Source organism: Streptomyces sp. R-07 (genome assembly GCF_049913175.1).
GTDB lineage: Bacteria > Actinomycetota > Actinomycetes > Streptomycetales > Streptomycetaceae > Streptomyces.
The window spans coordinates 8,613,231-8,637,613 of the sequence record NZ_CP183978.1 but is presented as its reverse complement, the minus strand read 5'-3'; the positions used below and the strand labels follow the sequence as shown (position 1 = coordinate 8,637,613).

29 protein-coding genes and 2 pseudogenes are annotated in these 24,383 nt (G+C 68.8%); 12 read left to right on the top strand and 19 right to left on the bottom strand.

Going from position 1 to position 24,383, the window contains the following annotated elements; all coding sequences use genetic code 11:
* Positions 1-23 precede the first annotated feature (23 nt).
* Positions 24-560 carry a hypothetical protein gene (locus tag ACN9M0_RS39515; RefSeq protein WP_426402798.1) on the bottom strand — a complete coding sequence of 179 codons (537 nt, stop codon included), beginning with the start codon at positions 558-560 and terminating at the stop codon, positions 24-26.
* Between the two features lie 878 nt (positions 561-1,438).
* On the opposite strand from ACN9M0_RS39515, the gene ACN9M0_RS39510 reads away from it, so the two are divergent.
* Positions 1,439-2,398: a HEAT repeat domain-containing protein gene (locus ACN9M0_RS39510; protein ID WP_426402799.1), complete on the top strand. Its 960-nt coding sequence runs from the start codon at positions 1,439-1,441 to the stop codon at positions 2,396-2,398.
* Between the two features lie 162 nt (positions 2,399-2,560).
* Here the strand turns inward: ACN9M0_RS39510 and ACN9M0_RS39505 are convergent.
* Positions 2,561-2,719 (bottom strand): annotated as a pseudogene (locus ACN9M0_RS39505) (IS481 family transposase); the annotation flags it as partial.
* A gap of 462 nt (positions 2,720-3,181) precedes the next feature.
* On the opposite strand from ACN9M0_RS39505, the gene ACN9M0_RS39500 reads away from it, so the two are divergent.
* Complete coding sequence (locus tag ACN9M0_RS39500; protein ID WP_366042543.1) at positions 3,182-3,454, top strand: TetR/AcrR family transcriptional regulator; 273 nt, start codon at positions 3,182-3,184, stop codon at positions 3,452-3,454.
* Positions 3,439-3,666 (top strand): hypothetical protein, encoded by a 228-nt coding sequence (locus ACN9M0_RS39495; protein WP_366042551.1) that lies wholly within the window; start codon positions 3,439-3,441, stop codon positions 3,664-3,666. Before ACN9M0_RS39500 ends, ACN9M0_RS39495 begins: the two co-directional genes overlap by 16 nt.
* 183 nt (positions 3,667-3,849) lie before the next feature.
* On the opposite strand, the gene ACN9M0_RS39490 is transcribed toward ACN9M0_RS39495, so the two are convergent.
* Positions 3,850-4,170, bottom strand: coding sequence for a trypsin-like serine protease (locus tag ACN9M0_RS39490; protein ID WP_426405256.1), 321 nt, complete (start codon positions 4,168-4,170; stop codon positions 3,850-3,852).
* 437 nt (positions 4,171-4,607) lie between these two features.
* Positions 4,608-4,988: a nuclear transport factor 2 family protein gene (locus ACN9M0_RS39485; RefSeq protein WP_366042542.1), complete on the bottom strand. Its 381-nt coding sequence runs from the start codon at positions 4,986-4,988 to the stop codon at positions 4,608-4,610.
* Positions 4,989-5,147: 159 nt separating this feature from the next.
* On the opposite strand from ACN9M0_RS39485, the gene ACN9M0_RS39480 reads away from it, so the two are divergent.
* Positions 5,148-5,552 (top strand): TetR/AcrR family transcriptional regulator, encoded by a 405-nt coding sequence (locus ACN9M0_RS39480; RefSeq protein WP_426405255.1) that lies wholly within the window; start codon positions 5,148-5,150, stop codon positions 5,550-5,552.
* Between the two features lie 54 nt (positions 5,553-5,606).
* A complete protein-coding gene (locus ACN9M0_RS39475; RefSeq protein ID WP_426405254.1) occupies positions 5,607-5,822 on the top strand; it encodes a hypothetical protein in 216 nt (71 codons plus the stop codon).
* Between the two features lie 285 nt (positions 5,823-6,107).
* Here the strand turns inward: ACN9M0_RS39475 and ACN9M0_RS39470 are convergent, their stop codons facing one another.
* From ACN9M0_RS39470 to ACN9M0_RS39435, 8 genes are all read right to left on the bottom strand, one after another.
* Positions 6,108-6,488, bottom strand: coding sequence for a nuclear transport factor 2 family protein (locus ACN9M0_RS39470; RefSeq protein ID WP_366042539.1), 381 nt, complete (start codon positions 6,486-6,488; stop codon positions 6,108-6,110).
* A gap of 241 nt (positions 6,489-6,729) precedes the next feature.
* Positions 6,730-7,098 (bottom strand): hypothetical protein, encoded by a 369-nt coding sequence (locus ACN9M0_RS39465; protein ID WP_399701912.1) that lies wholly within the window; start codon positions 7,096-7,098, stop codon positions 6,730-6,732.
* Positions 7,099-7,453: 355 nt separating this feature from the next.
* Positions 7,454-8,374: an alpha/beta hydrolase gene (locus ACN9M0_RS39460; RefSeq protein ID WP_366042537.1), complete on the bottom strand. Its 921-nt coding sequence runs from the start codon at positions 8,372-8,374 to the stop codon at positions 7,454-7,456.
* Positions 8,375-8,903: 529 nt separating this feature from the next.
* On the bottom strand, positions 8,904-9,761 hold the full coding sequence (locus tag ACN9M0_RS39455; protein WP_426405253.1) for an MBL fold metallo-hydrolase: 858 nt from the start codon (positions 9,759-9,761) through the stop codon (positions 8,904-8,906).
* Between the two features lie 575 nt (positions 9,762-10,336).
* The gene (locus ACN9M0_RS39450; RefSeq protein WP_366042568.1) at positions 10,337-10,720 is read right to left on the bottom strand and encodes a nuclear transport factor 2 family protein; all 384 of its coding nucleotides are present in this window, start codon (positions 10,718-10,720) and stop codon (positions 10,337-10,339) included.
* Between the two features lie 120 nt (positions 10,721-10,840).
* Positions 10,841-11,317: a tautomerase family protein gene (locus tag ACN9M0_RS39445; protein WP_426405252.1), complete on the bottom strand. Its 477-nt coding sequence runs from the start codon at positions 11,315-11,317 to the stop codon at positions 10,841-10,843.
* Positions 11,318-11,706: 389 nt separating this feature from the next.
* On the bottom strand, positions 11,707-11,829 hold the full coding sequence (gene ykgO, locus ACN9M0_RS39440) for a type B 50S ribosomal protein L36 (RefSeq protein ID WP_399701921.1): 123 nt from the start codon (positions 11,827-11,829) through the stop codon (positions 11,707-11,709).
* Positions 11,830-11,950: 121 nt separating this feature from the next.
* Positions 11,951-13,054: an alpha/beta hydrolase fold domain-containing protein gene (locus ACN9M0_RS39435; RefSeq protein ID WP_426405251.1), complete on the bottom strand. Its 1,104-nt coding sequence runs from the start codon at positions 13,052-13,054 to the stop codon at positions 11,951-11,953.
* A 232-nt stretch (positions 13,055-13,286) separates the two neighbouring features.
* Here ACN9M0_RS39435 and ACN9M0_RS39430 point away from each other — a divergent pair, with 232 nt between their 5' ends.
* The gene (locus tag ACN9M0_RS39430; protein ID WP_426405250.1) at positions 13,287-13,922 is read left to right on the top strand and encodes a TetR/AcrR family transcriptional regulator; all 636 of its coding nucleotides are present in this window, start codon (positions 13,287-13,289) and stop codon (positions 13,920-13,922) included.
* Positions 13,919-14,305: a winged helix-turn-helix transcriptional regulator gene (locus ACN9M0_RS39425; protein WP_426405249.1), complete on the top strand. Its 387-nt coding sequence runs from the start codon at positions 13,919-13,921 to the stop codon at positions 14,303-14,305. The genes ACN9M0_RS39430 and ACN9M0_RS39425 overlap by 4 nt, the downstream gene beginning before the upstream one ends.
* A gap of 10 nt (positions 14,306-14,315) precedes the next feature.
* On the opposite strand, the gene ACN9M0_RS39420 is transcribed toward ACN9M0_RS39425, so the two are convergent.
* Positions 14,316-15,443 (bottom strand): low temperature requirement protein A, encoded by a 1,128-nt coding sequence (locus ACN9M0_RS39420; protein WP_426405248.1) that lies wholly within the window; start codon positions 15,441-15,443, stop codon positions 14,316-14,318.
* Positions 15,444-15,897: 454 nt separating this feature from the next.
* On the opposite strand from ACN9M0_RS39420, the gene ACN9M0_RS39415 reads away from it, so the two are divergent.
* Positions 15,898-16,137: a hypothetical protein gene (locus ACN9M0_RS39415; RefSeq protein WP_366042562.1), complete on the top strand. Its 240-nt coding sequence runs from the start codon at positions 15,898-15,900 to the stop codon at positions 16,135-16,137.
* A gap of 258 nt (positions 16,138-16,395) precedes the next feature.
* On the opposite strand, the gene ACN9M0_RS39410 is transcribed toward ACN9M0_RS39415, so the two are convergent.
* Complete coding sequence (locus tag ACN9M0_RS39410; RefSeq protein WP_190104676.1) at positions 16,396-17,130, bottom strand: tectonin domain-containing protein; 735 nt, start codon at positions 17,128-17,130, stop codon at positions 16,396-16,398.
* Positions 17,131-17,524: 394 nt separating this feature from the next.
* On the opposite strand from ACN9M0_RS39410, the gene ACN9M0_RS39405 reads away from it, so the two are divergent.
* Positions 17,525-17,680: a hypothetical protein gene (locus tag ACN9M0_RS39405; RefSeq protein WP_399701932.1), complete on the top strand. Its 156-nt coding sequence runs from the start codon at positions 17,525-17,527 to the stop codon at positions 17,678-17,680.
* On the opposite strand, the pseudogene ACN9M0_RS39400 reads toward ACN9M0_RS39405, so the two are convergent.
* Positions 17,670-18,152 (bottom strand): annotated as a pseudogene (locus tag ACN9M0_RS39400) (IS701 family transposase); the annotation flags it as partial. The gene ACN9M0_RS39405 and the pseudogene ACN9M0_RS39400 overlap by 11 nt on opposite strands.
* Before the next feature lie 106 nt (positions 18,153-18,258).
* Positions 18,259-18,711: a hypothetical protein gene (locus ACN9M0_RS39395; RefSeq protein ID WP_426405247.1), complete on the bottom strand. Its 453-nt coding sequence runs from the start codon at positions 18,709-18,711 to the stop codon at positions 18,259-18,261.
* A gap of 494 nt (positions 18,712-19,205) precedes the next feature.
* Here ACN9M0_RS39395 and ACN9M0_RS39390 point away from each other — a divergent pair, with 494 nt between their 5' ends.
* The gene (locus ACN9M0_RS39390; protein ID WP_399701936.1) at positions 19,206-19,763 is read left to right on the top strand and encodes a GNAT family N-acetyltransferase; all 558 of its coding nucleotides are present in this window, start codon (positions 19,206-19,208) and stop codon (positions 19,761-19,763) included.
* A gap of 638 nt (positions 19,764-20,401) precedes the next feature.
* Here ACN9M0_RS39390 and ACN9M0_RS39385 read toward each other — a convergent pair.
* A complete protein-coding gene (locus ACN9M0_RS39385) occupies positions 20,402-21,091 on the bottom strand; it encodes a restriction endonuclease (protein ID WP_426405246.1) in 690 nt (229 codons plus the stop codon).
* Between the two features lie 73 nt (positions 21,092-21,164).
* On the bottom strand, positions 21,165-21,374 hold the full coding sequence (locus ACN9M0_RS39380) for a hypothetical protein (protein ID WP_399701939.1): 210 nt from the start codon (positions 21,372-21,374) through the stop codon (positions 21,165-21,167).
* A gap of 693 nt (positions 21,375-22,067) precedes the next feature.
* Between ACN9M0_RS39380 and ACN9M0_RS39375 the strand changes: the two genes are divergently transcribed.
* Positions 22,068-22,391 carry a hypothetical protein gene (locus ACN9M0_RS39375; protein WP_399701940.1) on the top strand — a complete coding sequence of 108 codons (324 nt, stop codon included), beginning with the start codon at positions 22,068-22,070 and terminating at the stop codon, positions 22,389-22,391.
* On the opposite strand, the gene ACN9M0_RS39370 is transcribed toward ACN9M0_RS39375, so the two are convergent.
* Entirely contained in the window at positions 22,392-22,829 is a 438-nt protein-coding gene (locus tag ACN9M0_RS39370; RefSeq protein WP_426405245.1) for a hypothetical protein, read from the bottom strand.
* 924 nt (positions 22,830-23,753) lie between these two features.
* Here ACN9M0_RS39370 and ACN9M0_RS39365 point away from each other — a divergent pair.
* Positions 23,754-24,278, top strand: coding sequence for an ATP-binding protein (locus tag ACN9M0_RS39365; protein WP_399701943.1), 525 nt, complete (start codon positions 23,754-23,756; stop codon positions 24,276-24,278).
* Positions 24,279-24,383: the final 105 nt, after the last annotated feature.

The window sequence follows — 24,383 nt, the reverse complement described above, 5'->3', positions numbered from 1 at the left end:
CAGGGGTGAACGGTGGTGAGGGGTCAGGAACGAGGAGCGGCCGAGGCCGCCAGGCCGGTGGCGAGGGAGGCGATCTCCCAGCGGCCGTCGCGTGCGGTGAGCGTGAGCACGTACGCCATCGGCCACGTGCGGCCGGCCACGTCGGTGGCGGTCACCGCCGCGTGGACGCGGGCGGTCGCACCGTCCTGTCCGGCGCCGGCAGGCCGGCCCTGGGAGAGAACCTGGAGGGTCTCCACCTGCGCGAACCGGGCCTCGGGGCGAGCCAGAACCGTCCCCGGCGCGAGGTAGCGCTCGACCGCGCCGCCGGCACCGAGGAACGCGGACAGGAACCCGACCACCGTGTCGGCGAGCGCGGAGTCCTCGATGCGGGCGGTGTAGGGCGAGGCGGGCTCCCGCCCGGCCTGCGGCCCGGCCGCTTCCATCGGCGCCCCAGCCGCGTACGCCCGGCCGTCACCGCTGCCGGTCTCGGTGACGGGAACGGTGAAGAACCGCAGCCCCCGCACCGACTCATCACCCGGTACACCCACGGCGGCGTCCGCGAGGCGGGCGGCTACCGTCACCGCCCACACGCCACTCCCCTGCCGCTCGGTCCGGAGGGCAGCGACCTGTAGGACTGCGACGGGTCGGCGTCCCCACTTCGGGGCCTGAACGCCCGGTGCCAGCAGCCGCAGCTGAGCCATCTCAACGGACGGCTCGGTGGCCGTACCCGACTCCAGCCACACCCCCACCACCATCTCCGCGAACCCGGCGGCCCCGCCACCCTCACCGGCGCCGTCGACAGTCGGCTGCAGGGCAGCGGGACGGGCGACAGCGGCCGGCTTCACCGGCACGGCGGCGGGACGGTCTACCGCGACCAAGAGGGCAGCGGGGCCCGCGGCGAGAGCCGCCCACACCCCGACCCGAATGAGGAACGCCCGCCGTCCGCGTAGAGAGGTGACGCGGGAGCGCGTTGTTGTCGGGCGGGCACCGCGACGGGGTCTCAGCAGAGCGGGCGGAGGCATCCAGGGCTCCTTGAAGAGGTCGGCAACGGCTGATGCCTCACCCTTCGACGGCCCCCTCACCACGGAGCTGACCACCACAAGCCCCAGCCGTCACAAGGCCATAACTCCCCATGGCGAGTCCGGCGGTCAGCAGCCTGTGACCTGCGTGGTATGCGGCCTGCGACCCGCGTGGTAAGCCCGGTGGTGAGTCAGCCCGCAGACCCCGCTCCCCCCTCACCACGGCACGTCACAACCACCCTGTGGCCAGGCGAACGCTCCCCTGCGGGACACACCACACCGCCCACGCAGGCCGACCACCCACACCCCAACCCGGCCCTCCACGGGCTGACCCGCCCAAGGGGGCGGACGCCTCGCACCGGTGCGGGCCGTGCCAAGCCACCGCCAGTGCCAGCGCCACCGCCACCGCCACCGCCAGAGAAGCCGCCTAGCATCGCCGCATGGCGACCTTCGTGCACCTGACACCCGCCGCGCACGCGGAACGGATCCGGCGGAGCGGGATCAAGGCGAACAGTGGGCGGACCGGGGTCTTCCTGTTCCCCGTACTGCCCTCATACACGCTGACCCATCAGTGGCTGCGGGAGCTGGCCCGGCGGCCCGGGCCGCGCGGGATGGCCGCCGTGCATGTGCGGCTGCCGGACGGCGAGCCGGTGACCGTCGGGCGGTACGGGCGGGTCCACGAGGCGGTGACGGCGGCCGATGCGGTGCGCCGGATACGGGAGTTGGGCGACGGGGCGCTGGGGTGGGAGGTGATCCTGCCCCGGGCGGTCGCGCGGAGCGAGGTCCGACAGGTAAGGGCTGTCCGGCAGGTCAGCGGGTGGCGGTACTTCCCCGGGGCCCACGGGACCACGCCCTGCGTCTGCTGTGTCGTACGCGGCGAGTACGGGTCCCGGCGGCTGCGGGAGCGGCGGCCGGACCCCCAGGACGGGCCCGCGCCCGCCTCCCGGGTGCTCCTGGACCGCCTGGAGCGGGCCGAGGCGCGGGCGGACACGGCCGCGCTGTGCGACACGCTCCGGTGGTACGGGCTCCGACGGCGCGGCCCGGTAGCGCGGCTCGCGCCGCTCGCGGGGCACCCGGACGCCGGCGTCAGACAGGCGCTCGCCCGGGCCGTGGCCGGCTGGTCGACGCCTGGTACGGACGGGCTGCTGCGGGAGCTTGCGGGCGACGCGCCGGCCGACGTACGGCAGACCGTGGCCGAGGTTGTCGCCTACCGGCGTACCGAAGCCACCGCCGCCCTCCTCACGGCCCTCGCCCACGACCCCGCCCCCGCCGTACGGGAAGCCTCCGTCGAAGGACTCGTCGCACGCGAGACACCCGAGGCCGATGCCGTCCTGGCGCTCCTCGCGCACGACCCGGACGGGTCCGTACGCGAGGCTGTGGACCTGCTCACGACGCAGTGAGCAGGACCGGATCAGCAGCTGCGGCCAGGGGCCAGCCGTTGACCGTGCCGGCGCGCTCCAGGGCGCCCACCGAGACGGTTCGGGCGGGTTCAGAGAAGAGGGCGACGACGGTCTCGGGGTGATGGGACGTCGCCGCGCCGCTTGCAGGTGGAGTAGGTCTAGGTGACGGACCAGAATCCGGTACACGGTCGAGGCGGAAAGGCCCAGGATCGGGCCGATCCATGCCGGGCCGAGCTTGCGTTCGCAACGCAGCCGGAAGACGCGGGTCTCGACCGCCGGAAGTATGCGGTGCGGAGTCGTCCGCAGTCGGCTGGAACGGTCGAGTCAGGGAAATACCCAGGGCATCACACAGTCGCCGCGTACGGGCGAGGGCACCGAGTGAGGCGGATGACGGAGCAGCGGTTGGCAACGGCAACTCGACATGCCTGAGCCGGTACGCGTACAGGAGCGCCTCCGCCTGCAACGTAGCCGCGGCTCGGGCAGAGACGTCGAGATCACACATCGGCACCAGACGCAGTACACCGTCGTCGAGGTCATGACTGATGAGCATGACAATCCCCGTTCGCGGCTCGGTAGGCGCCCCTGCTCCCCTGTCCCGGGGACGCTCAGGTGCCAGCGGGACAGAGGACGCCTCATCCCATATCGGTGCGTACCGCATGGTTCCACAGAGCCGCGATCACGCCTCAGGGACGTCACGAATGGTGAAAACCTTCCGGCTCTTGGTGAGAGATTCTGGACGCCACGTACGAGCTGGTCGCCGCAGGCGGATGGGACCGGCTCCGGATGACGCACATCGCCACCACGGCCGGAGTGAGCAGGCAGACCGTCTACACCGAGTACGGCACCAAGACCGCGATCGGCGAGGCCCTCGTCATGCGCGAGGTCGAGCGATTCCTGCTCGGCATCCAGGAACAACTGCTCGCCCACCCCGACGACCTGACAGCGGCCATCACGGCCGGCACCGAGTACACGCTGCGAACCGCCGCCGACAACCCACTCCTGAAGGCCATCTCACGAGTTCCCGAGGAGGCGACGAAGACCTGCTCGCCCTGCTGACCACCCGGTCCGAGCCGGTCATCGACACGGCCACCACCATGCTGGACAGCCACATCACGGAGGCTTGGCCGGAGATCGACCCCGAATCACGGGCGCTGGCCATCGAGACGCTGGTCCGGCTGACCGTCAGCCACCTGGTCCAGCCAATCGCGCCTCCCGACCGGACCGCCGAACGGATCGCTGAAGTCTTCGCGCGGGTGGTGCGCCCCTGAGCAGTCCTTCCGGACCGAACCCGTCCTCATTCACCGGCTGCTCGCGCCCAACGGCACCGCAGCGGGCGCAATTCGACGCGAGGAAGCCACTGGCCCCGGCGATAGCCTCCGCCGCGGGCAGCGGGCGCTCTCGGGTCACGCCGGGACTTGGCCACCAGCATCCGCGCTCGAGTTGGCCCTGATTCAGCTGTTGCACGTGGCGACGTCGGTGAAGACGGACGGTGAGTTGTTCACCGTGTCGCAGATGCCGTCCCGCGATGAAGCGACGCCCACGATTCGCCCGTTGACAACCAGCGGCCCGCCGCCGTCACCCTCGCAGATGGTCGCCGTGCCGGCGTCGGCGGCGCCGGCGCACAGCATGCCGTCGAGGTCGACCCCCGGATAGGCGCTCTGGCAGGCGGCGCGGCTCATGACGGGCAGCTGTGCGGTCTGCAACTGCTCCGGCAGCGACGGCTCCAGGCCCTTCGCGGAACCTCCAGCCAACACGCCGAGCAACCGGCCCACGACCTGCGCCGGCGCCTCGCTGCGACCAGGCTGCTCACGCCTCGGACCCGTGGCCTGACGGCGGGTCCAGGCAGCCGCCCGGCGTGTTCGGTCGACACGAGTTCAGGGGCGCGGGCCCAACCCATGCCCACGTGACATCGCGCAGCCTCTGATGCCGCCACTACTTCAGAAAGTCGGGGCGGTCACCATCGTGGGTCCGGGGCCAGACCAGGCAGGCGTTGGCCCTTCTGATGCCGAGTGCAGGTGCTCCACGGGATACGCCCCCAGTCAACGTACCGACTCGTTCGCCAAACGCACAGTCGGTAAAGGAAGTTGACGCACATGCTCCAATCGCGGGGGGCGCCGCGCACCAGGTCTCCGGTGGCCGGGCCGCGTATTGTCGGCGCACCACCTGAGCCGGGCCGGAGGGCGGGACGGCTGCTTATGCGGATCGTCGTTCAGAACATGCCGACATAGTCGGCGGAAGTCTCCGGAACGTCCTGGATGACGTCCCAGTGCTCGACGATCCTGCCGTTCTCCAGGCGGAAGATGTCGGCCAGGGCGCGGCCGGGCTTGCCGGGTTCGAGGATGAGGTGGGAGTGGGTGACGACCAGGTCCCCCTCGGCGATGACGCGCTTGATGTCCAGGCGGATCTCCGGGTAGGCGCTACGCATCTGCCTGTTGAACTCGATGAACCCCTCGTCGCCGAACTGCATGTCAGGGTTGTGCTGGACGTATCCCGGGCCGAGGTAGTCAGCGATCGCCTTCTCGATCCCCCCGGCGACCACCATCTGGAAGTAGTCGACGACGACCTTCTTGTTCTGCTCAAGATTGGACATGTTGATCCCTTTTCGCGGCGATGTTGATTGGACTGGCCCAGAGGGCCGGTGGGGCGATCGGCGGGGGCGACGCCCCACGACAGAAGTAAAGCGATCGCCTTACTTCGACGAAGCTAGCATGCCCCTGCCACGAAGTAAAGCGATCGGTGCACTTTTGGCATGGAGACGCAGAAGCCCAGCCCGTCCACCCCGCAGCACCGCGGCGGCCGCGGTGCGCGCGAGCGCATCCTGCGGGCCGCGGCCGAGCTGTTCTACGAGGATGGCATCCACGCCACCGGCGTTGCGGCCCTGGCCGAGCGGGCTCAGGTCTCGTCGCGGACCTTCTACCAGCACTTCCCGACGAAGAACGCCCTGGCGGCGGAGTACCTGCGGACCTTCGACGAGCAGGTGTCGCGCGGCTTCGACGAAGAACTGCAGCGCGAGGGGACGACGCCGAAGCAGCAGCTTCTGGCGGTGTTCACCAAGGTCGCCGAGGACCCCACGACACCGTCGGTGGCCTCCGTGATGCGTGGCTGTCCGTCCACAACGCCGCGGTGGAAGCCGCCGGGACCATGCCGGGGGTGACCGGCGTCGTCTGTCCAGCGGTACAAGCAGGGCTTCGCCGAACGATTGACCGCCATGGCGACAGCCGCGGGTGCGCGCGACCCGCAGCGGCTGGGGCGCCGGCTGACCGTGCTGGTCGAGGGCGCCACCGCCCTGTTGACCTCCCTCAACAGCGACCAGCCGGCCCACGACGCCGTCGGGGCCGCCCGGGTACTGATCGACAACGCCGTTCCCGACGAGACTGCGCCGCAGCGCGCGCTGACCGCGAGCAGTGCCAGGTGTCGGGCGTGAGCGCATCGGGCACACCGGCCTTCGAATACACCCTCACTCCGCTCGGTGAGGCGGTCGACGCGCGCGGCCTGGCCTTGATCGCTCTGGGCAACAGCCGGACGCCGGAGGCGCTCGGAGCGCTACGACGGGGTCGGCGACACACAGACGAGCCCCTGACGGCGATGTCAGCCGGCGGGATGCAGCTCCCGCCGCGCGATCACCGTGCGCGGTGGCGGAGCCAGCTACTTGCATCGCGCCACCTCTCCCGCTGTGGAGGGCAGGAGAGGGCACGACTCCTCATGTGGATCAGAACATGCCGACGTAGTCGGCGGAAGTCTCCGGAACGTCCTGGATGACGTCCCAGTGCTCGACGATCCTGCCGTTCTCCAGGCGGAAGAAGTCGGCCAGGGCTTGGCCGGGCTTGCCGGGTTCGAGGATGAGGTGGGAGTGGGTGACGACCATGTCGCCTTCGGCGATGACGCGCTTGATGTCCAGGCGGATCTCCGGGTAGGCGCTAAGCATCTGCCTGTTGAACTCGATGAACCCCTCGTCGCCGAACTGCATGCCAGGGTTGTGCTGGACGTACCCCGGGCCGAGGTAGTCAGCGATCGCCCTCTCAATCCCCCCACCGACCACCATCTGGTAGTAGTCGACGACAACCTTCTTGTTCTGCTCAAGATCCGACACAGCTGCTGCTCCGTTCCAGAACTCCGGCTCTGCCTCCGGCCGGACACACCGGTACCCTGTCGTCAGAGGGACCTCTTCAGGGTTGGTGACGGAAGGGCCCCGCGCCATTCGTGGGCGGCCTGGCGGGTGACAGGCACGCAGCACCGGTTCGCTGCCGTGGGTTAACTCGTCGATGACTCGCCCTCGGGCGGGACGAGTGATCGCTTCACACCTGCGCGGACTGTCCGAGCACTGGGTGGGGTTACGGCTGGGCGAGTGGCGGCACGCTGAAGTCGACGACCTGGGTGATGGCGTTGTACGAGATATCAGCGACGAGGACGGACTGCCCCGCCGGGATCGTGGTGGTCGTGGTGCCCACCGTGTCCGTGATCGGCTCGACGGTGAGGTTGGTGATGCGCTCGCTCACCACATTGGGGCAGATCGGGTCGGTGACCGAGTACGGGGCGAGCGGGTTCAGGTCCAAGAGGTCTTGAGTGCACACGGTGTTGCCCGCCGCGTCGTACTGCTGGATTAGGACGTTGCCGACGTTGGCCTGTGCGGTACCGGCCGAGAGGCCGGTCAGCAGGAGGGCCGCGGCAGCGCAGCCGACGGCGGTACGGGTGAAGGGCATGGAGATCTCTTCCGTGAGGGGGGATCGTGGTCTGCGACATCCCCTCCCGATCACGCGGGCTTCAATCGTGGCCGCCCTGATAGAAGTGCGACCGGTGACCATAGAACGATCCGCCCAGGTCGGCAGGGAGTTGATCGCCGGAAGCCCCCCCGTGACCCACGAGTCGGGGTGACGTGCGGCGCCCATTGCCCGGCAGCCACCTGACGGCTTCCGCAATCAGGCCCTCCGATCCCGTCAGGGGTGATCCTCTGCCCTGCACATCCCTCCCCGCGCGGGTCCCGGCTACCCCTCGCTGGACAGCACTCCACCCCAGCACGGGCTCTTAGAGGCCCGCGCCGGGGTGGCCGCTGGCGGGTCAGTCTCCGGTGGAGGCGAGATGGGTGCGAAAGAATTCGGTGGCCGCCTCGCTGGCGCGGGTGAACTGCCGGACGTAGGGGTCGAAGTGCCCGCCGGGGACCAGTACGAGCTGCTTCGGCTCCAGGGCCCGGTTGTAGGCGGCCAGTTCGGTGTCGGCGAGGGTGGTCGTGTCGTTCTGGGCGACGACCATGAGCAAGGGCGTGGGGGAGATCCGGTCGATGAAGGCGCCGGGCTCGTACATCCGCGACTTGCGGGTGGAGCGGACGGTGACGAAGTTGTCCCAGTCGGTGCCCTCGGCGAGGGCTTGGAGGTAGAAGTCGATTGCGTCCTGGGTGCGGTATGCGGCGGGGACGGACGGGTCGGCGCTGACCAGGGCCATGGTGCGAGGCGGCTCGCCGTGCAGCTGGGCCTGTTCGTCGTCGTCGAGCATGGCTTCCAGCGCGGAGGTGTTCTCCGGGGCGACGCGGCGCCTGGCCTGTTCGGGGCCGCTGACGATGGGCACCTGGGCGACCACGGCCTTCAGGCGGCGGTCGGTGGCACCGAGTACGAGGGCGTGGCCGCCGGCGTAGCTGGTGCCCCACAGGCCGATCCGGTCGGCGTCGATCTCGGGGCGCGAGCGCAGGAAGGTGACGGCGCGGCGCCAGTCCTCGATCTGCTGCCAGGGGTCGATGTCGTGGCGGGGTGTGCCGTCGCTGCTGCCGAATCCGCGGTGGTCGTGGATCAGGACGGCGAATCCGGCCCGGGTGAACGCTTCGGCGAACGGCACCAGGCCGTGCTCTCCCGCCGCGCCGTATCCGTGGGCCATCGTGATGGCCGGGTGGGGAGCCGCCCCCTCGGGCAGGTGGAGGCTTCCGCGCAGCGTGACGCCGTCCGGGGCGGGGAATGCCACGGGCAGGGGGGTGGTGGGTGAGGGGCGCATGTCCGCGTCCTTTCGTGAGGTGGTGCAAAACGCGGAGTGAGCGCCCCGGTCCCTGGGATGGGGCGTCGAAGTGGTCGGGGGCACGGTGCCGCCGAGCGCGTTGCCGACAGGGTGTGCAGGCCACCCAGAGGGCGGCGGTGAACGGCGATGTGGGCCATCAGGCCGTCGGCATTCGCGGTCCGCATGGTGACTCCCGCGAGCGTTTCCCGCGAAGCAGGTCCGGCTTCCCATTCACGGTGTGTCGCGTGGGTCCTGGACGGCCGGCTGGGTGAAGACCAGCGAGCGGTGGACGCCGCTGGCCATCCCCATCACCCACGTGACCTTCTCCCGGCCGCGACAGCGCGCTGGCTTCCAGGACCACGCCTTCGGCCAGGACTGTGACAGCGCCGCCGGCGCCCTTGGCGGTGGCGGCCTGGTCCACGGCCGGTTCTCGGCGGTGCCTGAAGTGTTGTCGGCGGGTCGGTGGTTCATGCCGCACCGACCCACCGGCCGAGCCTGCACGAAGCGCCGGGCCGCCAACGCTATTTCGTCAGAGACTCTTGGCCCTCTTCGCTCCGCCCCACAGTGAGCCCGGGTTGGCACGGTTCGGGTACAGCGCGAGCATCGCCTCAAACAGTTCGGCCGCGGTCTCAGTCTCGGCGTCGAGCCGGTTGAAGTCCGCCAGGTACTTCTTGGTCTCGGCCAGGATCTTCGGGTCGTCGGGCAGGTCGGGCTTCTTGTGTCCGGCGACGACGTAGGCGGGGTCGAGCGCGGCGAGCGTGTCGGTGGCGCGCATCCACTCCTCGCGGGACGCGGTGGTGGTCTCCCCCAGGTACTGGTCGATGCCGTTGTAGGCGACATCGCCGGCCACGACGAGCCGCAGGTCCGGCACCCACAGCGCGGTGCTGCCCTCGCAGTCGGTGAAACCGGTCTCGACCACCTGCAGCGTGTGCCCTTCGAGGGTGAACGTGTCGCCGTCCAGGACCTCGGGGAAGACCTGCGGCGCCGGGACCTCTCCCGGGAAGCGCGAGGTCCAGAAGGTGTCGAAGTACGGCGGGCTGCCTTCGGCGGTCGCCTTGGCCACGACCGGGGCGGTGGAGACCGCCTTGGCCTGGGGGAACGCCTCCAGGAGCTGCTTGACGCCGAAGGCGTGGTCGCCATGCCCGTGCGTGATGTAGATGTATGTCAGGTTGCGGTTGTGGGCTTTCACCCAGTCGACGAGTTGCTGGTTCTGTTCGATGGTGAGAAACGTGTCGACCACTACCGCGTCGCGCTCGCCGTAGATCAGCGTGGCGGTGTTGGAGACCCACTGGAGGTCCTCGCGGGTGCCGGGCGGCAAGTCGCGGGTAAGGCCCGGCCGACGAAGGCACAGGGTGTCGTACTGCAGTGTTGATGCGGGCGCCGTCATGATGTGTTCCCTTCCAGGGCTGTGACGACTGGCGAAGACGCTTTTGCGCTCTCCCATCCGGTGACGGCGGAGGCGCTCGTGGATGACCCGGCCGTACACGGCCGCTTGTCAATGTATGTTTCGAATTGTGATGGTGCATGCCGGGTCGCATCCTTGCGCTTCAGCTTCCGCGTGACGTGGTTCTGAGGCGTCGCCAGCAGATGATCACGCAGCCGAGGGTGAGGAAGGCCTGGTGGATGCAGGCGCGGGTCTCCCACCGGATGCGTAGCCGGCGAACCAGAGCAGGAGGGCAAGCCCAGTTCCGGGAGATCCTTGCTCAGGTGCTCGCCTATGGGAGGGCGGATGCCTTACCTACCCGGGTAGCGGTCTGATCCGAGGAGTGGGGCCAAACCGCGCTTGACAGTCGGCATTGGGAAGTTGCCTCATCTGTGTCGGGCTGAGATGCGAGCTCGTGGGGACCGGGGCCGGGAGAGGCTGGTCGCGCGGGCGACACAGCCGTCCCTCGCGGGCTTCCGGCCGGGTTCCGGGCGGTATCCGCCCGGGGCGTCGTGGGGGTAGGGCTCCGTTTGCGTCGGTCAGCTCTTGCCGAGGGCGCGGGAGATCTGCGCGGTGTCGGCGGTCTGCTGCAGGCGGGTGATCTTGCTGTCGCGCAGGGTGTAGATGTGGACGAAGCGCGTGGTGAATCGATTGCCGGTGGCCTTCGCCTTGCCCTGGTAGCGGCCCAGAGCGATCACCTTGTCGTCGACCTCCCAGTACTCGTCACCCTCGGCCCAGAACTCGTCGAACTCTCCGAAGAAGGGGAAGAAGTCGTTGATGATCGAGTCGAAGCCGTTGTAGACGCCCCCGTTGGGGAAGCCTTCGGCGACGTCCCACTGGGCGTCCTGCGAAATGACGGAGCTGATGACGTTCATGTCGCCCTTGGCGGCGTACATGCGCTTGATGATGTCGGCGTTGGACATGGTGTGTCTTTCTCCTTGTCGAGCTGATCACCGCACCGGGTGGCGGGCGATCGTTCGGGGGTATCCGGCCGGGGTGCGGGCCGAGGTGTGCCCATCCGTCGGGATGGAGGGGCGGGGGTTTCAGCGCCCCTGTCCGGCGAGCCGCTCGCGGGTGGTCTCGCGGGCCTGTTCGGCGTCGCCGGTGACGATGGTGAGGACGTCCTCCAGGCCGATCAGCCGGCCGCCCCAGCCCCAGCGGCGCTCGGGTATCTCCAGCGGGAAGACGAACACCCGCGAAGGATCCCGGGGGCGGTCGGGGCCCTCGGCGTCGAGCACGGCCTCGGTGATGTCCGCGACCAGGCGCTCCCTCACCTCCGGATCGCTGATCAGGCCCTGCGGCGCAAAGGCGTCGACCCGGTAGCGGGGCTCGGCGGCCGGTGCGCCGCCGGCGTAGACCTGCGCGTGGTGGACCAGGGCCCACGAGCCGGCGAGCACATCCTCATCGGCAGGCCAGGCGCCTTCGGCCTTGAGCATCAGCGTGGTGATCCTTTCGGCCAGGTCACGTTCCGCTTCCGGGCTCAGGGCTCCCTCGGGAACGTACAGGTCGATCATGGGCATGATGGCTACTCTCCGTAATGGGGCCTTCGGCCTGGTTGCACCCGGGCTTCGAGCGGGGCGACCGGCGACGCTGTGGCGGTGGAGCCGTTGGCCCGGCCGTCTTCACGGGCTTCGATGTAAAGCGATCGCCTTACATTTACGAAGCTAACACGACAGAGCCGTCAAAGTACAGCGATCGCCTTACTTTGTTTCCCGGAGGGAGCGTCCGGGGTTCCGGCTGTGAGCGGAGGGATGTCGTGGGTCTGCCGTCGGGCGGCTCGGGCTGATACGCCACACGGCACGAGAGGACAGCGGGCGACCCCGGACCCAAGGCGCCGGCGAGTGGCGTGGCCTATGGATCCGGGGCCGGGTGTCGGTGCTGTGCGCCGGCGACGACCGGGTGGAGGGTGTCAGCCCTGACGGGCCTTGAAGCGCGGATCGCGCTTGTTGATCACGAACGTCCTACCGCGGCGACGGACGATCTGCGCCCCCGGCTTGTTCTTCAGTGAGCGGAGCGAGTTGCGTACCTGCATCTCCTGCCGTCCTTCCCTCGGGTGACGCGTGTTCGGCGCCTGTCTGATCGGGTCATGCCAAACACGGTTACCGGGGTCCGTATTCCAGGGGCCGGTCGCGGTCCCGTGCGCCGGTCGCGGACTACAGTCCGGCGGTGAAGGCATGGATGTCCTTCAGGGCTGCGGCGTGCAGGTCCGGAAGGGCGGTGGCGAAGATGAGTTCGCCGTCGTGGCAGACGCCGTTGACCGTGCGGCTGATGACGTCGACGCCGGCGCGGGCGAGCCTGCGGGCGTAGGCCAGGCCCTCGTCGCGTACGGGGTCGATCTCGTTGGTCGAGATGACATGGGGCGGCAGTCCGGTGAGGTCCTCCTCGGTCGCGAAGTAGGGCCAGGCCAGAGGGTTTCGGGCGTTCAGCCCTTCGGGGTCGTACAGGCTCACGAGGACGCTGGTGACGGCGGAGCTGATGAAGTGGTCGTCGTTCTCGACGAGGGACGGGAGCTCGCGCGCCTTGTCCTGCACGCTCCAGCCGTAGGCGCCGGAGATGTACGGGGCGAGCGCGTACGTTCCGTCGACGAGGTCCAGCCGTCCCTCTCGCTTGGCCTTGATCGTGACGGCCAGGGCGAGGTTCGCGCCGCCGGAGTCGCCTGCGACGGCGACCTTGGTGACGCCGAGGTCCTCGCGGTGGGCGCCGACCCATTCCAGGGCGCTGAAGCAGTCGTCGAGGCCGGCGGGGAACGGGTGGGGGCCGAGCTTGCCGGCGGCGTTGCGGAACTCGACGCCGACGACGATCAAGCCTGTCGCGGCCAGCTCGTCGTACCAGCGCAGGTAGAGCGGACCGGCGGCGCTCAGCAGGGCCATGCCGCCGCCGTGCAGGAAGACGATAGCGGGCAGGGGCCCGCTCACGTCGCTGGGGCGGTGGATGTGCAGCGTGATGGGGTTGCCGTCGGCCCCGATGGCCGTCTCGGTGGTCCGGCGCACTCCGGCGATCTCGGGCAGGCCCTCGACGAGGGCCGCGAAGAGCCCTTCGAAGCCGGTCTCCGCCTCGACGGCGAATGCCAGGCGGTCTTCCAGTGCGTCGTCGGGCCCGGTCGGCGGTGCGGGGACGTGCCGGTCCAGGCCGAAGGGGGTGAGTCCTTGGAGCATGCGCGGATCGGTGCGCCGGTCGCTGCGGAAGTCCGACGCGGGGTCGCCCAGGCGTCCAGGCAGGGAAATCGGGACCTCCGGGAGGCCCTGAGGAGTCGTCATTGCTGATTGCCTCGTCTGTCTCGTGAAGGGGCGAGAGCGCCGGCCCGCGAAGAAGTCGGGGCTCGCGACGCGGGGGGATGGGCCCGAGTCGCCGCTCGGCCGGAGCCGGCCGGACCTGGGGCGTCTGCGCCCGCGGGGCCGCTCCACACCCCACAGTAAAATGATCGATGTACTTAATGAGGGAAGCTAACACGCCCGCGCCACCAAGTAAAGTAAACGCTATACTTCTGGTATGGAGAAGCAGACCACCGGCGCGGCCGGCACGCGGCGCCGCGGAGGCCGAGGGGCCCGTGAGCGCATCCTGAAAGCAGCTGCGGAACTCTTCTACGAAGAGGGCATCCACGCCACCGGCGTCGCCCGTCTCGCCGAGAAGGCCGAGGTTTCCTCGCGCACCTTCTACCAGCACTTCCCCAGCAAGAACGCCCTGGTGGAGGAGTATCTGAAGACCTTCGACGAGCAGATCTCGCGCAGTTTCGACGAGCAGCTGAACGGCAGCGGCCTCTCCCCCCAGGAGCAGCTGCTCAGCGTCTTCACCAAGGTGGCCGAGGACCCCATGACGCCATCGGTGGCCTCCGTGATGCGCGGCTGCCCCTTCCATAACGCGGCCGTCGAAGCCGCCGGCTCGATGCCGGACGTCACGGGCGTGGTACAGCGCTACAAGCAGCGGTTCGTCGAACGCCTGGCCGGCCTGGCGGCCGAGGCGGGCGCACGGGACCCACAGCATCTGGGCTGGCAGCTCGCCGTGCTCGTCGAGGGCGCCACGGCCCTGTCGACCTCCCTCGACAGCGACCGGCCCGGCCACGCCGCTGTCGAAGCCGCCCGGGTCCTGATCCACAACGCCCTGCCCGACACCCCGACACCCCGGTGACCACCAGTACGTTCGATGTCTTCGACCGAACGTGCCGCTCCCGAAGCACGCTGGAGAACATCACCGGCAGGTGGGGGGCCCTGACGTTGGGCGCGCTGGGCGACGGCCCTCTGCGCTTCAACCGACTACGGCGCCGGGTCGTGGGCATCAGCGAGAAGATGCTGACCCAGACGCTCCGGAACCTGCAGCGCGACGGGATGGTCTACCGCCGGGCTTCGCCCGCGAACCCACCGACCGTGACATACGGACTGACCCCACTCGGCGCCGAGATCACCACCCAGGTGACCGCCGTCTTCGACGTCATCGCGCGCCTGACCCCGGACGTGCTCGATGCCCGGCACCACTACGACACGAGGAATTGTGCCCGGCCCGGGCCGGCCTGACGGAGCCGGATCACGCAGGCAGGCCCCGGGCCGCGCCGGCGGGACGCTCTTCGAAGAGAAACGTCAGTGCCAACAGGCCGACCAGAGTTCCCAGCTGAGCAAGCGCCGAAGCGTGCGCTCCCAGCGGGATCGTCGCGAGCGCCAGCAGGGCCGCGGCCGCCCTGGGTAGAAGGGGGGCGAGCCCCAGCGTGCGGCGTATGACGGTGTTGGCCAGGAGGAAGAGGGCCGTCCCCGCCGCGAGCGCCGCGGCCTCACCGAGTCGGATCCGGTCCACAGGGTGAGCAACCGCGCTCTTGGCTCCCACCGCCACCAGAAGGACACCCAGCAACAGCGCGTAGTGGCCGACGTTGTAGATCCGGATCGCCAGGTGATTGCGGCGCGCCTCGGTCAGCGCGGCCATGTAACGGGCCGCGCGCTCGTCGTCGTCCTCGCCGAAGTAGGCCCACCACAGCCCCACACACACGGCGAGAGTGAGCACGGCGGCTGCCACCACCGCAGGCCCCAAGGGGGCATCCCCGGCACCGACCCCGATGGCGACCACCGACTCGCCGAACGCGACGATCACGATCAGCGCGTGGCGTTCGACGAAGTGGCCGGCCTGCAGCCGGAACCGGGGCATGTCCACCAGGTAGGGCGTGACGAACTGGATCGCGAAGGCCCCGCCCCACAGCGCCAGCTGAACGTTCCCCTCGAAGTACCCCCCGACCACGACCAGCGCCGCGTTCAGTGCCTGGATCAGCGCCATCCTCACGATGCTCGCGCGAGGCAGTCCCGAGGCGGCGAACATGCCCGCATGAACGGCCACCAGCATCACGTACGCCCACCCGAACGCGACCCCGCTGCCGGTGAAGGCGTCCGGAATGGCCATCGACATCACCAGGAACCCGCTCATCGCCAACAGCAGCAGTCCGCGACGTGAGTGCGTGGACGGCGGCATGGCGTTGGCCACCCAGATGAAGCCGTCGTACATCCACCAGATCACGGCGAGCATCACCAGCACCCGCACCAGACCCTCCACCGTCAGGTGATGGGACAGACTGCTCGTCAGCTGGGTGATGGTGAAGACGAAGACCAGGTCGAGAAACAGTTCCAGTCGGCTGACGCTCAGTTCAGGCACTTCGGCCGGTGCAGATGTCACGACGCGAGTATGCACGCGTATCGGCACTTTCCATGCTGTATCGGGCTTCTAGGGCGGCCGCTCAGTCTGGCGATGGTGGCATGAGGCAGCGGAGAGTTCATCCCTTCCTCGGACGGCCCGGGTAGGACCGATCGTCGTCGCTCGGAAGAGGGAGCCTGCTGAACTGCGGATCTCAGCACGACGCCATAGATGATGCTGAGATGCAGTCGGCGCGGAGGATATGGCGCAGTTTTTGAGAACCTGCAAGCGGGTGTAGGGTCTCACCGCTCGTGGCACGCCCAGGCGTGCTGGCCAGGCGGTTTCAGCAGTCTCACGGGGATAGCACAGCTACTGAGTCTCAAGTACGCGGCATTTCCTCTCGGGAGAGGGGCGAGTGCTGGGAGGTGGTGGCGGCCTGATCCGTCTGATGCCGGAAGATGGGTGTCCTGACCGCCCGGGTCTCGTTGCACCCGACATGAAGAAGATCATCACCATCGCCGCCCTCGCAGTCGCCGCAGTCGGCATGGCCGCGCCCGCCCATGCCGACAACGACTCCAACTTCCAGGGCGGCATTGACGCCGCCAACAACTGGAACTTCACCGCCGCCGCTGTCTGCCTCCAGGAGGTGGCCGTCGCGCCCGTCCTGGGCGAGTGGGCCGGCAACCACAAGAACAACTGCTCCGACGGCAACGTCATCGATCACACCGGCCGATAGCCCCACACCCGCGGTGTGGTCGCTCTTTGCACACCGGCCCCCGTACCACGAGAGCCCTCAGCCGTTCACGTCCTTTGCCAACCGGTCCCGGCCGGCCCTCGACCGCGCCACGTGTGCGGTCTGCTCGCCGAGACTGCCGCTCAGGCGGTGAGTGTGCCGGGCACGCAGTTCAGCGGCCTGGATAACAGCCTCCCACTCAGGCCGGAAGGCCCCCGGCGTGTACAATAGCCGGGGGCCTGCGTCATGTTGCCGACTTGGTCAGTCCTGGCGGTCGCCGGTGTAGCGGTAGATGTTGCCGGCGGCGTTGACGCCCCAGACGGTGCCGTCGGCGGCAGCGCCGATGTCGGTGAGGCTGCCCGTGATCTGGTTCCACGGGCTGGTGCTGCGGTCGTCGTAGCCGGAGAAGCTGTAGATGTTGCCTCCGGCGTTGACGCCCCACACGTTCGTCCGCGACCCGGCCGCGATGCGGGTCAGGTTGCCGGAGATCTCGAACCAGTGGTTCTTCTCGTTCTGGTCGCCGGCGTAGCGGTAGATCTTGCCGGCCGCGTTGACGCCCCAGACGGTGCCGTCGGCGCCGGCGCCGATGTCGGAGAGGCTGCCGGGGATCTTGATCCACGGGCTCGGGGTGAGGAAGTCGTAGCCGGAGAACTTGTAGATGTCCCCGGCGGCGTTGACGCCCCACACGTTCGTCCGCGACCCGACCGCGATGCGGGTCAGGTTGCCGGGGATCTGGACCCACTGGTCCGCGCTCTCCTCCTGGTCGCCGGCGTAGCGGTAGATGTTGCCGGCTGCGTTGACGCCCCAGACGGTGCCGTCGGCGGCGGCCCCGATGTCGGAGAGGCTGCCGGGGATCTGGATCCACGGGCTGGTGCCGAGGTCGTCGTAGCCGGAGAACTTGTAGATGTTGCCGGCGGCGTTGACGCCCCACACGTTCGTCCGGGACCCGGCCGAGATCGCAGTGAGGTTTCCGCGGATCTGCTTCCACTCAGGCATGGCTGGCTACCTTCCATCAGGAGATATGACACCCACAGTGTTGCTGCCATCACGACGGGTGACTCCCGAGCTGAGGCGGAAGGCGGACCGGAAACCGATGTTTGACCGCGGGCGGACCCGTGACCTCAGGCCGGCGGCACCATGGCCACGCGATTTATCGGCCTGAACGGGCGTCACTCATGTGAGTGGCGCACGCATCTTCCCCTTCGGTTCGGGACAGACCTGCTCACCTGATCTCCCCACCCAGCGGCTGCCCTGGGACGGAACGTCAGGGGCAGTTGAGGCGCCTGTCAGCTGGCCCCGGTCAACCCGGCAACCGGGCCGCCCCCGGTTTCGGTGACCCTGCCCGCGCGCCCCGGTCGAAGGGAGGGTGGGGCTACCTAGGTTCGTGGGCATGAGCATTCCCACCGAACCGATCGGCAGCATCCCCCGGCCCCGCTACGTGCTCGACGGTCTCCAGGACTTCGCGGCGGGCCGGATCGACCAGAGCGGGCTCGACCGTCTCCTGGATCAGGCCCTCAGCGAGACGATCACGCGACTGGCTCGGTAGCGAAGGCCAAATCGTCGGGGATGCCCGTGCTCCGGCAGCGGTCCGGGTCTTCCGTCCACGAGCGCGGCACGTACAGCGCTCGGTCGATGGCGGCGTGTCCGCGGGCGGCGGAGTACACGAGATAGACGGCGACCTGGGCGTTCTCGACGCGGCCGGCCGTACCGGTGTACTGGCGCTGGACGCCGACGGTCGCCGTGCCCTTCTTCAGATCGCCCGTCTCGTCGACCACGAGCACCGCCTCGGTGTCGTGCAGGTGCTCGACCACGTAGGCGCGTATGTCGTCACGGATCGCGTCGGCGTCCCACTTCGCCCGGTGGAGCAAGTGCTGCATGCCGTCGGGAGTGGCGTCGCCCGCGTGCTCGGCCGGGGTCCAGCAGTTCTTCCTCGGCAGGTCCGAAAGCAGCCCGGAGACCAACCGCCGCACCGGGCTACGGGGTTCAACCCGGGAGAACCGGCCGGCGATCCGGCTCATCAGACCTTCGAATGCCTCCTGCCAGTGGGCAGGCACTACGCTGACGCCCGAGGCTGCCGCGTGATTAATTGGTTGTCCACACAGCACCTAATGATCAACGGCGGCCTCACCTGCTCGGCCGCCACCGAAACCAGTAGTCGAGCCCCTCGACTCGGTAGCGGGCGCCGGCAACGAACCGCAGCTCGACCACAAGTTGGCTGACGTCGTCGGGCGCCAGGCGGTGTGGCGCCAACAGCAGCTCCAGCTCGTCATAGCGGGCGTCGACCCCGCCGTGGTCCGGATGGCTCTCCGGTCCGACCTCGCCGGCCTTACGGCGCTCGTTCCACCTGGCGAAGATCGCCCACTGCTCGCGCTCCAGCTCCGCCGCCGCCTCGGTCGCGGGCCAGACCTCGTACTCATCGACTTCGTCGCGGTGGTCGTAGTCGTGGTTCTGGAAGTAGTGAGGCTTCCCGTCGATGTCAGCAAGGCCGGCGCGCGGTCCGTCGTACCACTCCAACTCGGCGTACACACGCTCGAAGCCGTCAGCGATCAACTGCTCTTCGTCCCAGATCTCAGCCACGCAGGCAGGCTACCGGCGAGCAGCCTCCGTATCCGTGATCACGATCCACGGCTGGAGTAAAAGGCATGAGCGCATTCTGCCAGTCTGGGCAGCGTAGGTGACAGGCTTCGCGCTATTTCAAAGAAGCCCTGCAGGCCGTCGGCACCCCAGCCGAGACCACCCTCACCGACCTGGAAGACGCCCTGCGGGACGCAGGTGACGAAGCGGAGCCCGCCGCCACCTCCTGACCTACGGCTCCGACGCTGGCGCGGCCTTCAGCGGGCGCCCTGGGACCCGGCCCAGACCTCGCCGCCGATCTCGCCCGTCACCTGCCCGCCCTGTAGCCGGAGTCGTTGCGCCACGGCGGCTGGCTGCTGATGCGGATCCCGAAATTTCCCCAGGGCTACTCTTCGTTCCCCAGGTGGTTGCTCTCGTGCTGAGATCGATCTCGCTGGCTACTTGGTCTTCCTTAAAGTGTGGCGAGCGCATCCGCGAGACCGACCGAGGGGCATCACATGACGCAGCAGGGGACCATCGCGATAGAGCGCATGGACGGATCAGCCGCGGTGATGGCCGTGGACGCGTTCAGGAAGATCTATGCCGAAGCGTTCGCCGAGCCTCCCTACAACGAGACCGAGGACGACGTCGCCGCCGCCTTCCGCCGCTTCCCCTCCCAGGCCCGCAAGCGCACGTTCCGCGCTGCCTTGGCCCGTACCGGGGACGGCGAGCCGGTCGGCATGGCGTACGGCCACACGCTCGACCCCGACACGGTCTGGTGGGACGAACTGACCGAGCAGGTGCCCGACGACATGCGACGGGAGGACGGAAACCGCACCTTCGGGCTGATGGAACTCGCCGTGCGCGGACCGTGGCGCGGGCAAGGCATCGCGCGGCGTCTGCACGAGACGCTGCTCGACAGTATTGAGGCCGAGCGGGTGTTGTTGAACGTCAACCAGGGCAGCGAGGCAGCGTCGGCCGCCTACCGGGTTTGGGGATACCGCAAGGTCGGCGAGGCGCGGCCGTGGGGGACGGGCGCGGACCTTCGAGACGTGATGCTGCTCGACCTGCGCTGACTCAGCTATCAGAAATTCCACCGGCACCCGCCGGACGGTCGACGCCCCTTGCCGGCGGCCACGATCTTCTGGAGAAGTCCGACGCGGCATCCCTGACCTGCGCTGGACGCCAAGAATCAATCTCGGCGCCAACCCCGGTTCCAGCGATACCCGGGCCGGTCAAGGGGGCCCCTTCGGCGGCGCTTCGCGCTGGGCTTTGCCCACCCTGGACCACTCGACCCACCCCTGGACCTGGCCGGCTATCGGGCGGTCTCTCCGCTGTGGTGCCCGACTTCTGATCAGCGACTCGGGGATGGGGAACTTCGGCGAGCAGGTCCGTCCAACCCGTGAGCGTGGGGTGGGGAGATTCAGGAAGTCCCATCACTGCGGCGGGGAGCGGCTGGTGTGCCACGCTGGAGGTGCTCGGTGGGGTCGCGGCCGTGAAGCCGACGCCGACCCGACGGGCACCGGCACTCCGATCAGCGCAGGAAGGCCCCGTCGTGGACAGCACCGATCTCGAGTACGCGCTCGGTCGTGCTCCGCTTCCGTCCGGACGGGCCGGCCAACCTAGAAGGCGCCCCGCTCCGGACGGGCCTTCGTCGCCCACACCGACGAATCCACCAAGGCAGGTTGGAAACCCACAGCAGCGTGTGCCCTGGTCAGGCGGAGGGGCGCCGCCTGGTGCCGCCGCCGCTGCCGTTCAGCGGGATCAGGCTCTCCAGGTGAGCGCCCTTGACCCAGGCGCCCAGCAGGTCGCGGTGCAGGGCCACGATGTCCTGGCGCAGCGCCAGGCCCAGCGCGTCCCTCGTGAACGCACGGCCGGTGGTCACGAACAAGGCGACGTCCGCGCCGTGCTCGAGACGCGCGGTGCCGACGAACTTCTGCATGTCCTGCGAGGACACACTCCGATGCGCCGCGTACTTCTTGCACTGCACGACCAGCTTGCGGCCGTCGGCCAGGTAGCCGACCACGTCCGCGCCCAGGTCGCCGCTCTTGCCGCTGACGACGACCTTCGTGCAGCCGTCCCGCCGGCACAGCTCCGCAACGTACGTCTCGAACTCCTGCCACGACAAGGCGTCGACCTGAGCCATGGACAACTCGCGCGCCCGGGCTTCCTCCTGCGCCCGCCACGCCAGGTCCTGGCCGACCGCCAGGCGGTGCGCCCGCAACAGCGCCCAGCCAGCCCCGCCCACCACAGCCGCGGCGAACACCGTCATCAGGACGGGCCACACCCTCGACCAGTTCCCGGCGACCCACACCACGGCGATCACCGCCGCCACCGCACCCCACACCCGCAACTGCTTGCGGGTCTGCCTCTTCAAGCGTCGGCGCCGTCGACGTGCCGCCATCACTCCCCGCCCCCTGAACTCGTGATCCGCAGTGCGCGCCGGCGAGTGCCGTCCGGCCGGTGCGTGCGGGGGCTCATCGGCTGGCCTGGGTGAGGCCGTTCGCGAGATGTCCCAAAATGTTCACGATCCCCTCACCGGCCGGGGTGGGGGCGATCAGGACGCCCAGCGCCAGGACGATGACGACGGTCAGCTTCTCGTCGAAGCGGCTGCGGGCCTCCGTACGCCGCCGCAGCCGCCAGATGACGACGACTACGAGCAGGACCGCCACGTTAATGGTCACCAACCGCCCCGGCCTCCCCACCGACTTGCCTTGGCCCCAGGGACGGCTGAATGCCGCCGCCAACCCTCTTGTGTAGCGGCGTCTTGGTGATGTTGGAGGCGGGTTGCCGACGAATGGCACAAAGCCATCGGACCTGGCCGGATAGCGTGCGAGGGCGCGCAGACGGCCCCTACCTGCGGATGCGCCGGCTTCCGCGTCTTCACCGGCATCCGCGCGGCTGCGGCGTCTGCGCGGCGCGTCAGGAGGCCAAAGTGGTGCCGACGGCCAGGCCCCGGACGTTGCGCACGGCATCGGGCCGGCCCAGCGCCGCTCAGGCCCAGGGGCCTGGGGATGACACCGGCCTGCAGTCCTCTGGCGTCGCCTGTTCGCTCCCAAGGTCGGACGGGAGGCGTTCGAGGCGCTGATGGGCGCGGGCGTATGCGAGCTGCTTGGTCACCACTTCGGTGTACGCCGCGTCAGGTGCTTTCGGATTCGCGCCCTTCAAGAGGCTCGCAAGCTGCCCGGCGAGGACGGTGACGATCTCCGCGCTGCCTCAACCCGCACACCCCGCGCACCGCCGTCACCGACGTCCTGGACGGGCTGCACCCCGCGGAGCTGGCCTGGATCTCCGAGAGGGCCGGTGGCCCCGACTGGTTCCTGGACGCGGCAGCGGCCGTCCCGGTCGACGAGGACGAAGACAACGGTGTGCTGCGCCTGGTGAGCGATGACGAACTCGCCCAGCGCCCCGACCGCGCGGCCGTCCTACAGTGCTGGCTCGACTCCCCCGGCACCGGCGAGATCCTCTCCCGCTCCGAGATCTACCGGGCCGTCGTCAAGTCCCGCCGCCACACCCTGGAGCACCTGCTCCAGATCCCCGCCGACGAGATCCTCTCCCGAAGCGAACCCGAGATCGCGCTGCAGATCCTGCTGGACCGCTGCGGCCGAGGCCCAGACCGGTGGGCGGCGCTCGCCGCCGCGATGACCTTCGAGTACGAAGAGAAGATCACCTTCGGAGACCTCCTCGACTCTAGAAGGTCGTGATCAAGGAAGCTGGATTGTCGTGCACGCGGCTCCGCGCACCGCCCGGGCCTCGCATTCATCGGAACCACCAGCGTTGATCGCGACGATTTCGAGGCCCCAAGCGTCTCGCGCGGCCGAGACCGGCACACTGACGTTTTGGTTGATCCCGCCCTTGTCGTCAGGCCTCAGGCTGCTCGAGTAGAGGTCTGCCAGGCCGTTGAGGGAATTCCCGTCCGCGTCGACGGCGACGACGTACACGCCGACACTTGCCCACGTCTCGACCCCGTCCGCCCGTACGCCGAAACTCAGCCTGAGGCTGGACCTCGGCCCTTCGAGGTTGACGTTGCTGATCGTCGGCCGGCCGTTCCCGCCCGCCGCCTTGGCCGCGCCAACGACTGCCACGCTCAGGGCGACCATGTAGAGGATCACACCAACCACCAGGACGACGGTCTCCCACAAGTTGCCCCCTCTTGGTCGGGTGGATGAGCAACGCCACGATGCTGCAGACGATCGCAAGGATGGCGCAGAGAGAGGCAACGTAAATCGGCCAGGGCTCGTTGTTGAGCGCCACGAAGACGAGATCGCTCGTCAGCCCAAGAGCGGTCATGACTCCGGCCACCGTGACCAGGGCACCGGCGAGGATCTCGGCTACGTCGTCCAGCGCTTCCCCACGCAAGCCTGAACTGCGTCGAAAGCCGGAGCGACTTTGTGCCCGCCACCCGTCTGCTTCACCCAGCCATGCTGCTGGACGCGACCGGAGTTCCGTGAAGTCCCGGTTCGTCGACGTCCTGGCCACGGCTGATGCCCAGCCTGGCTCACTGGTGCACCCATTCAGGTCACCTCCGGACGTCCTCCGAGCGAGAGAGGCGTAGTGGGGGTATGTCGTTTCGTGCAAGGTGGCCTTGGGATCCATGAGGAGATCAGTTATGTACGCAGTGATTCGGCGTTACGAAGGGGTGACTGACTCTGCTGAGGCAGGCCGCCGAGTGGACGAGGGATTCGTGTCTCTCCTGCGCCGGGTCCCCGGTTTCGTGGCTTACTACTGGGTGGACGCCGGGGATGGAGTGATGGTCTCTACCAGCATCTTCGAAACCCGGTCCGGGGCCGAAGAGTCGATTAAGCGGGCGGCGGACTTCGTGAGGGACAACCTCGCACCGTTGCTTCCCAACACTCCTCAGGTCACAGCCGGCCCGGTTGTGGCTTCGGGGTAGCGGCCTGCGAAGTGGGTCGCGGGGTTCCCGCCACCTCCACTCCGGCAACGTGGCCCTTCACGGAACTCCGGCCAGAGCCGATTCCAAGGATCCTGGTACCGCCCTGAGACCCGCCGAAGCCATACCGGATTTTCTACTCTGCCTGTCCCCGCGGCCCGCTAGCGTCAAGTCCATGATCGTATGGCTCAACGGCACCCACGGCGCAGGCAAGACAACGACCAGTGCGCTCGTCCAGCAGCTGATCCCGAACTCACGGGTGTTCGACGCCGAGAAAGTCGGCGAGACACTCATGGACATCAAGCCAGGACTGCCCGCGACGGACAACTTCCAGCACTGGCCGCCATGGCGGCCCCTCGTGGTCGAAACCGCCCGACGCATCCTCGACTACACCCGCGGAACCCTGGTGATGCCCATGACCGTCCTGGTCGAGCAGTACTGGCACGAGATCAGCTCGGGCCTTGCCCAGCACGACATTCCGGTCCGACACTTCGTCCTCCATGCCGACCAGGACACCCTCCGCGCGCGCATCGCGGGCGACACCGTTCTCGGCCCCAACTCCCCGTTCCGTCTCCAATACCTCGAGCCCTACGCCGAGGCGGCCCGCACGTGGCTGCACGCCGAGGCCGAGGTCGTCGACACCACGCACCTCACCCCCGCCCAGGCCGCCCAGCAGATCGCAGAGGCCGTCAAGAGTTGAGACCTTCCGGCGCCGCATCTCGCAGGTGACAACAAGACTGCCTATGTGACAACTACCGTGCTTCTGCTCAGTAAACGAGATTTCAGTCCGGGAAGTTTCGCGTCG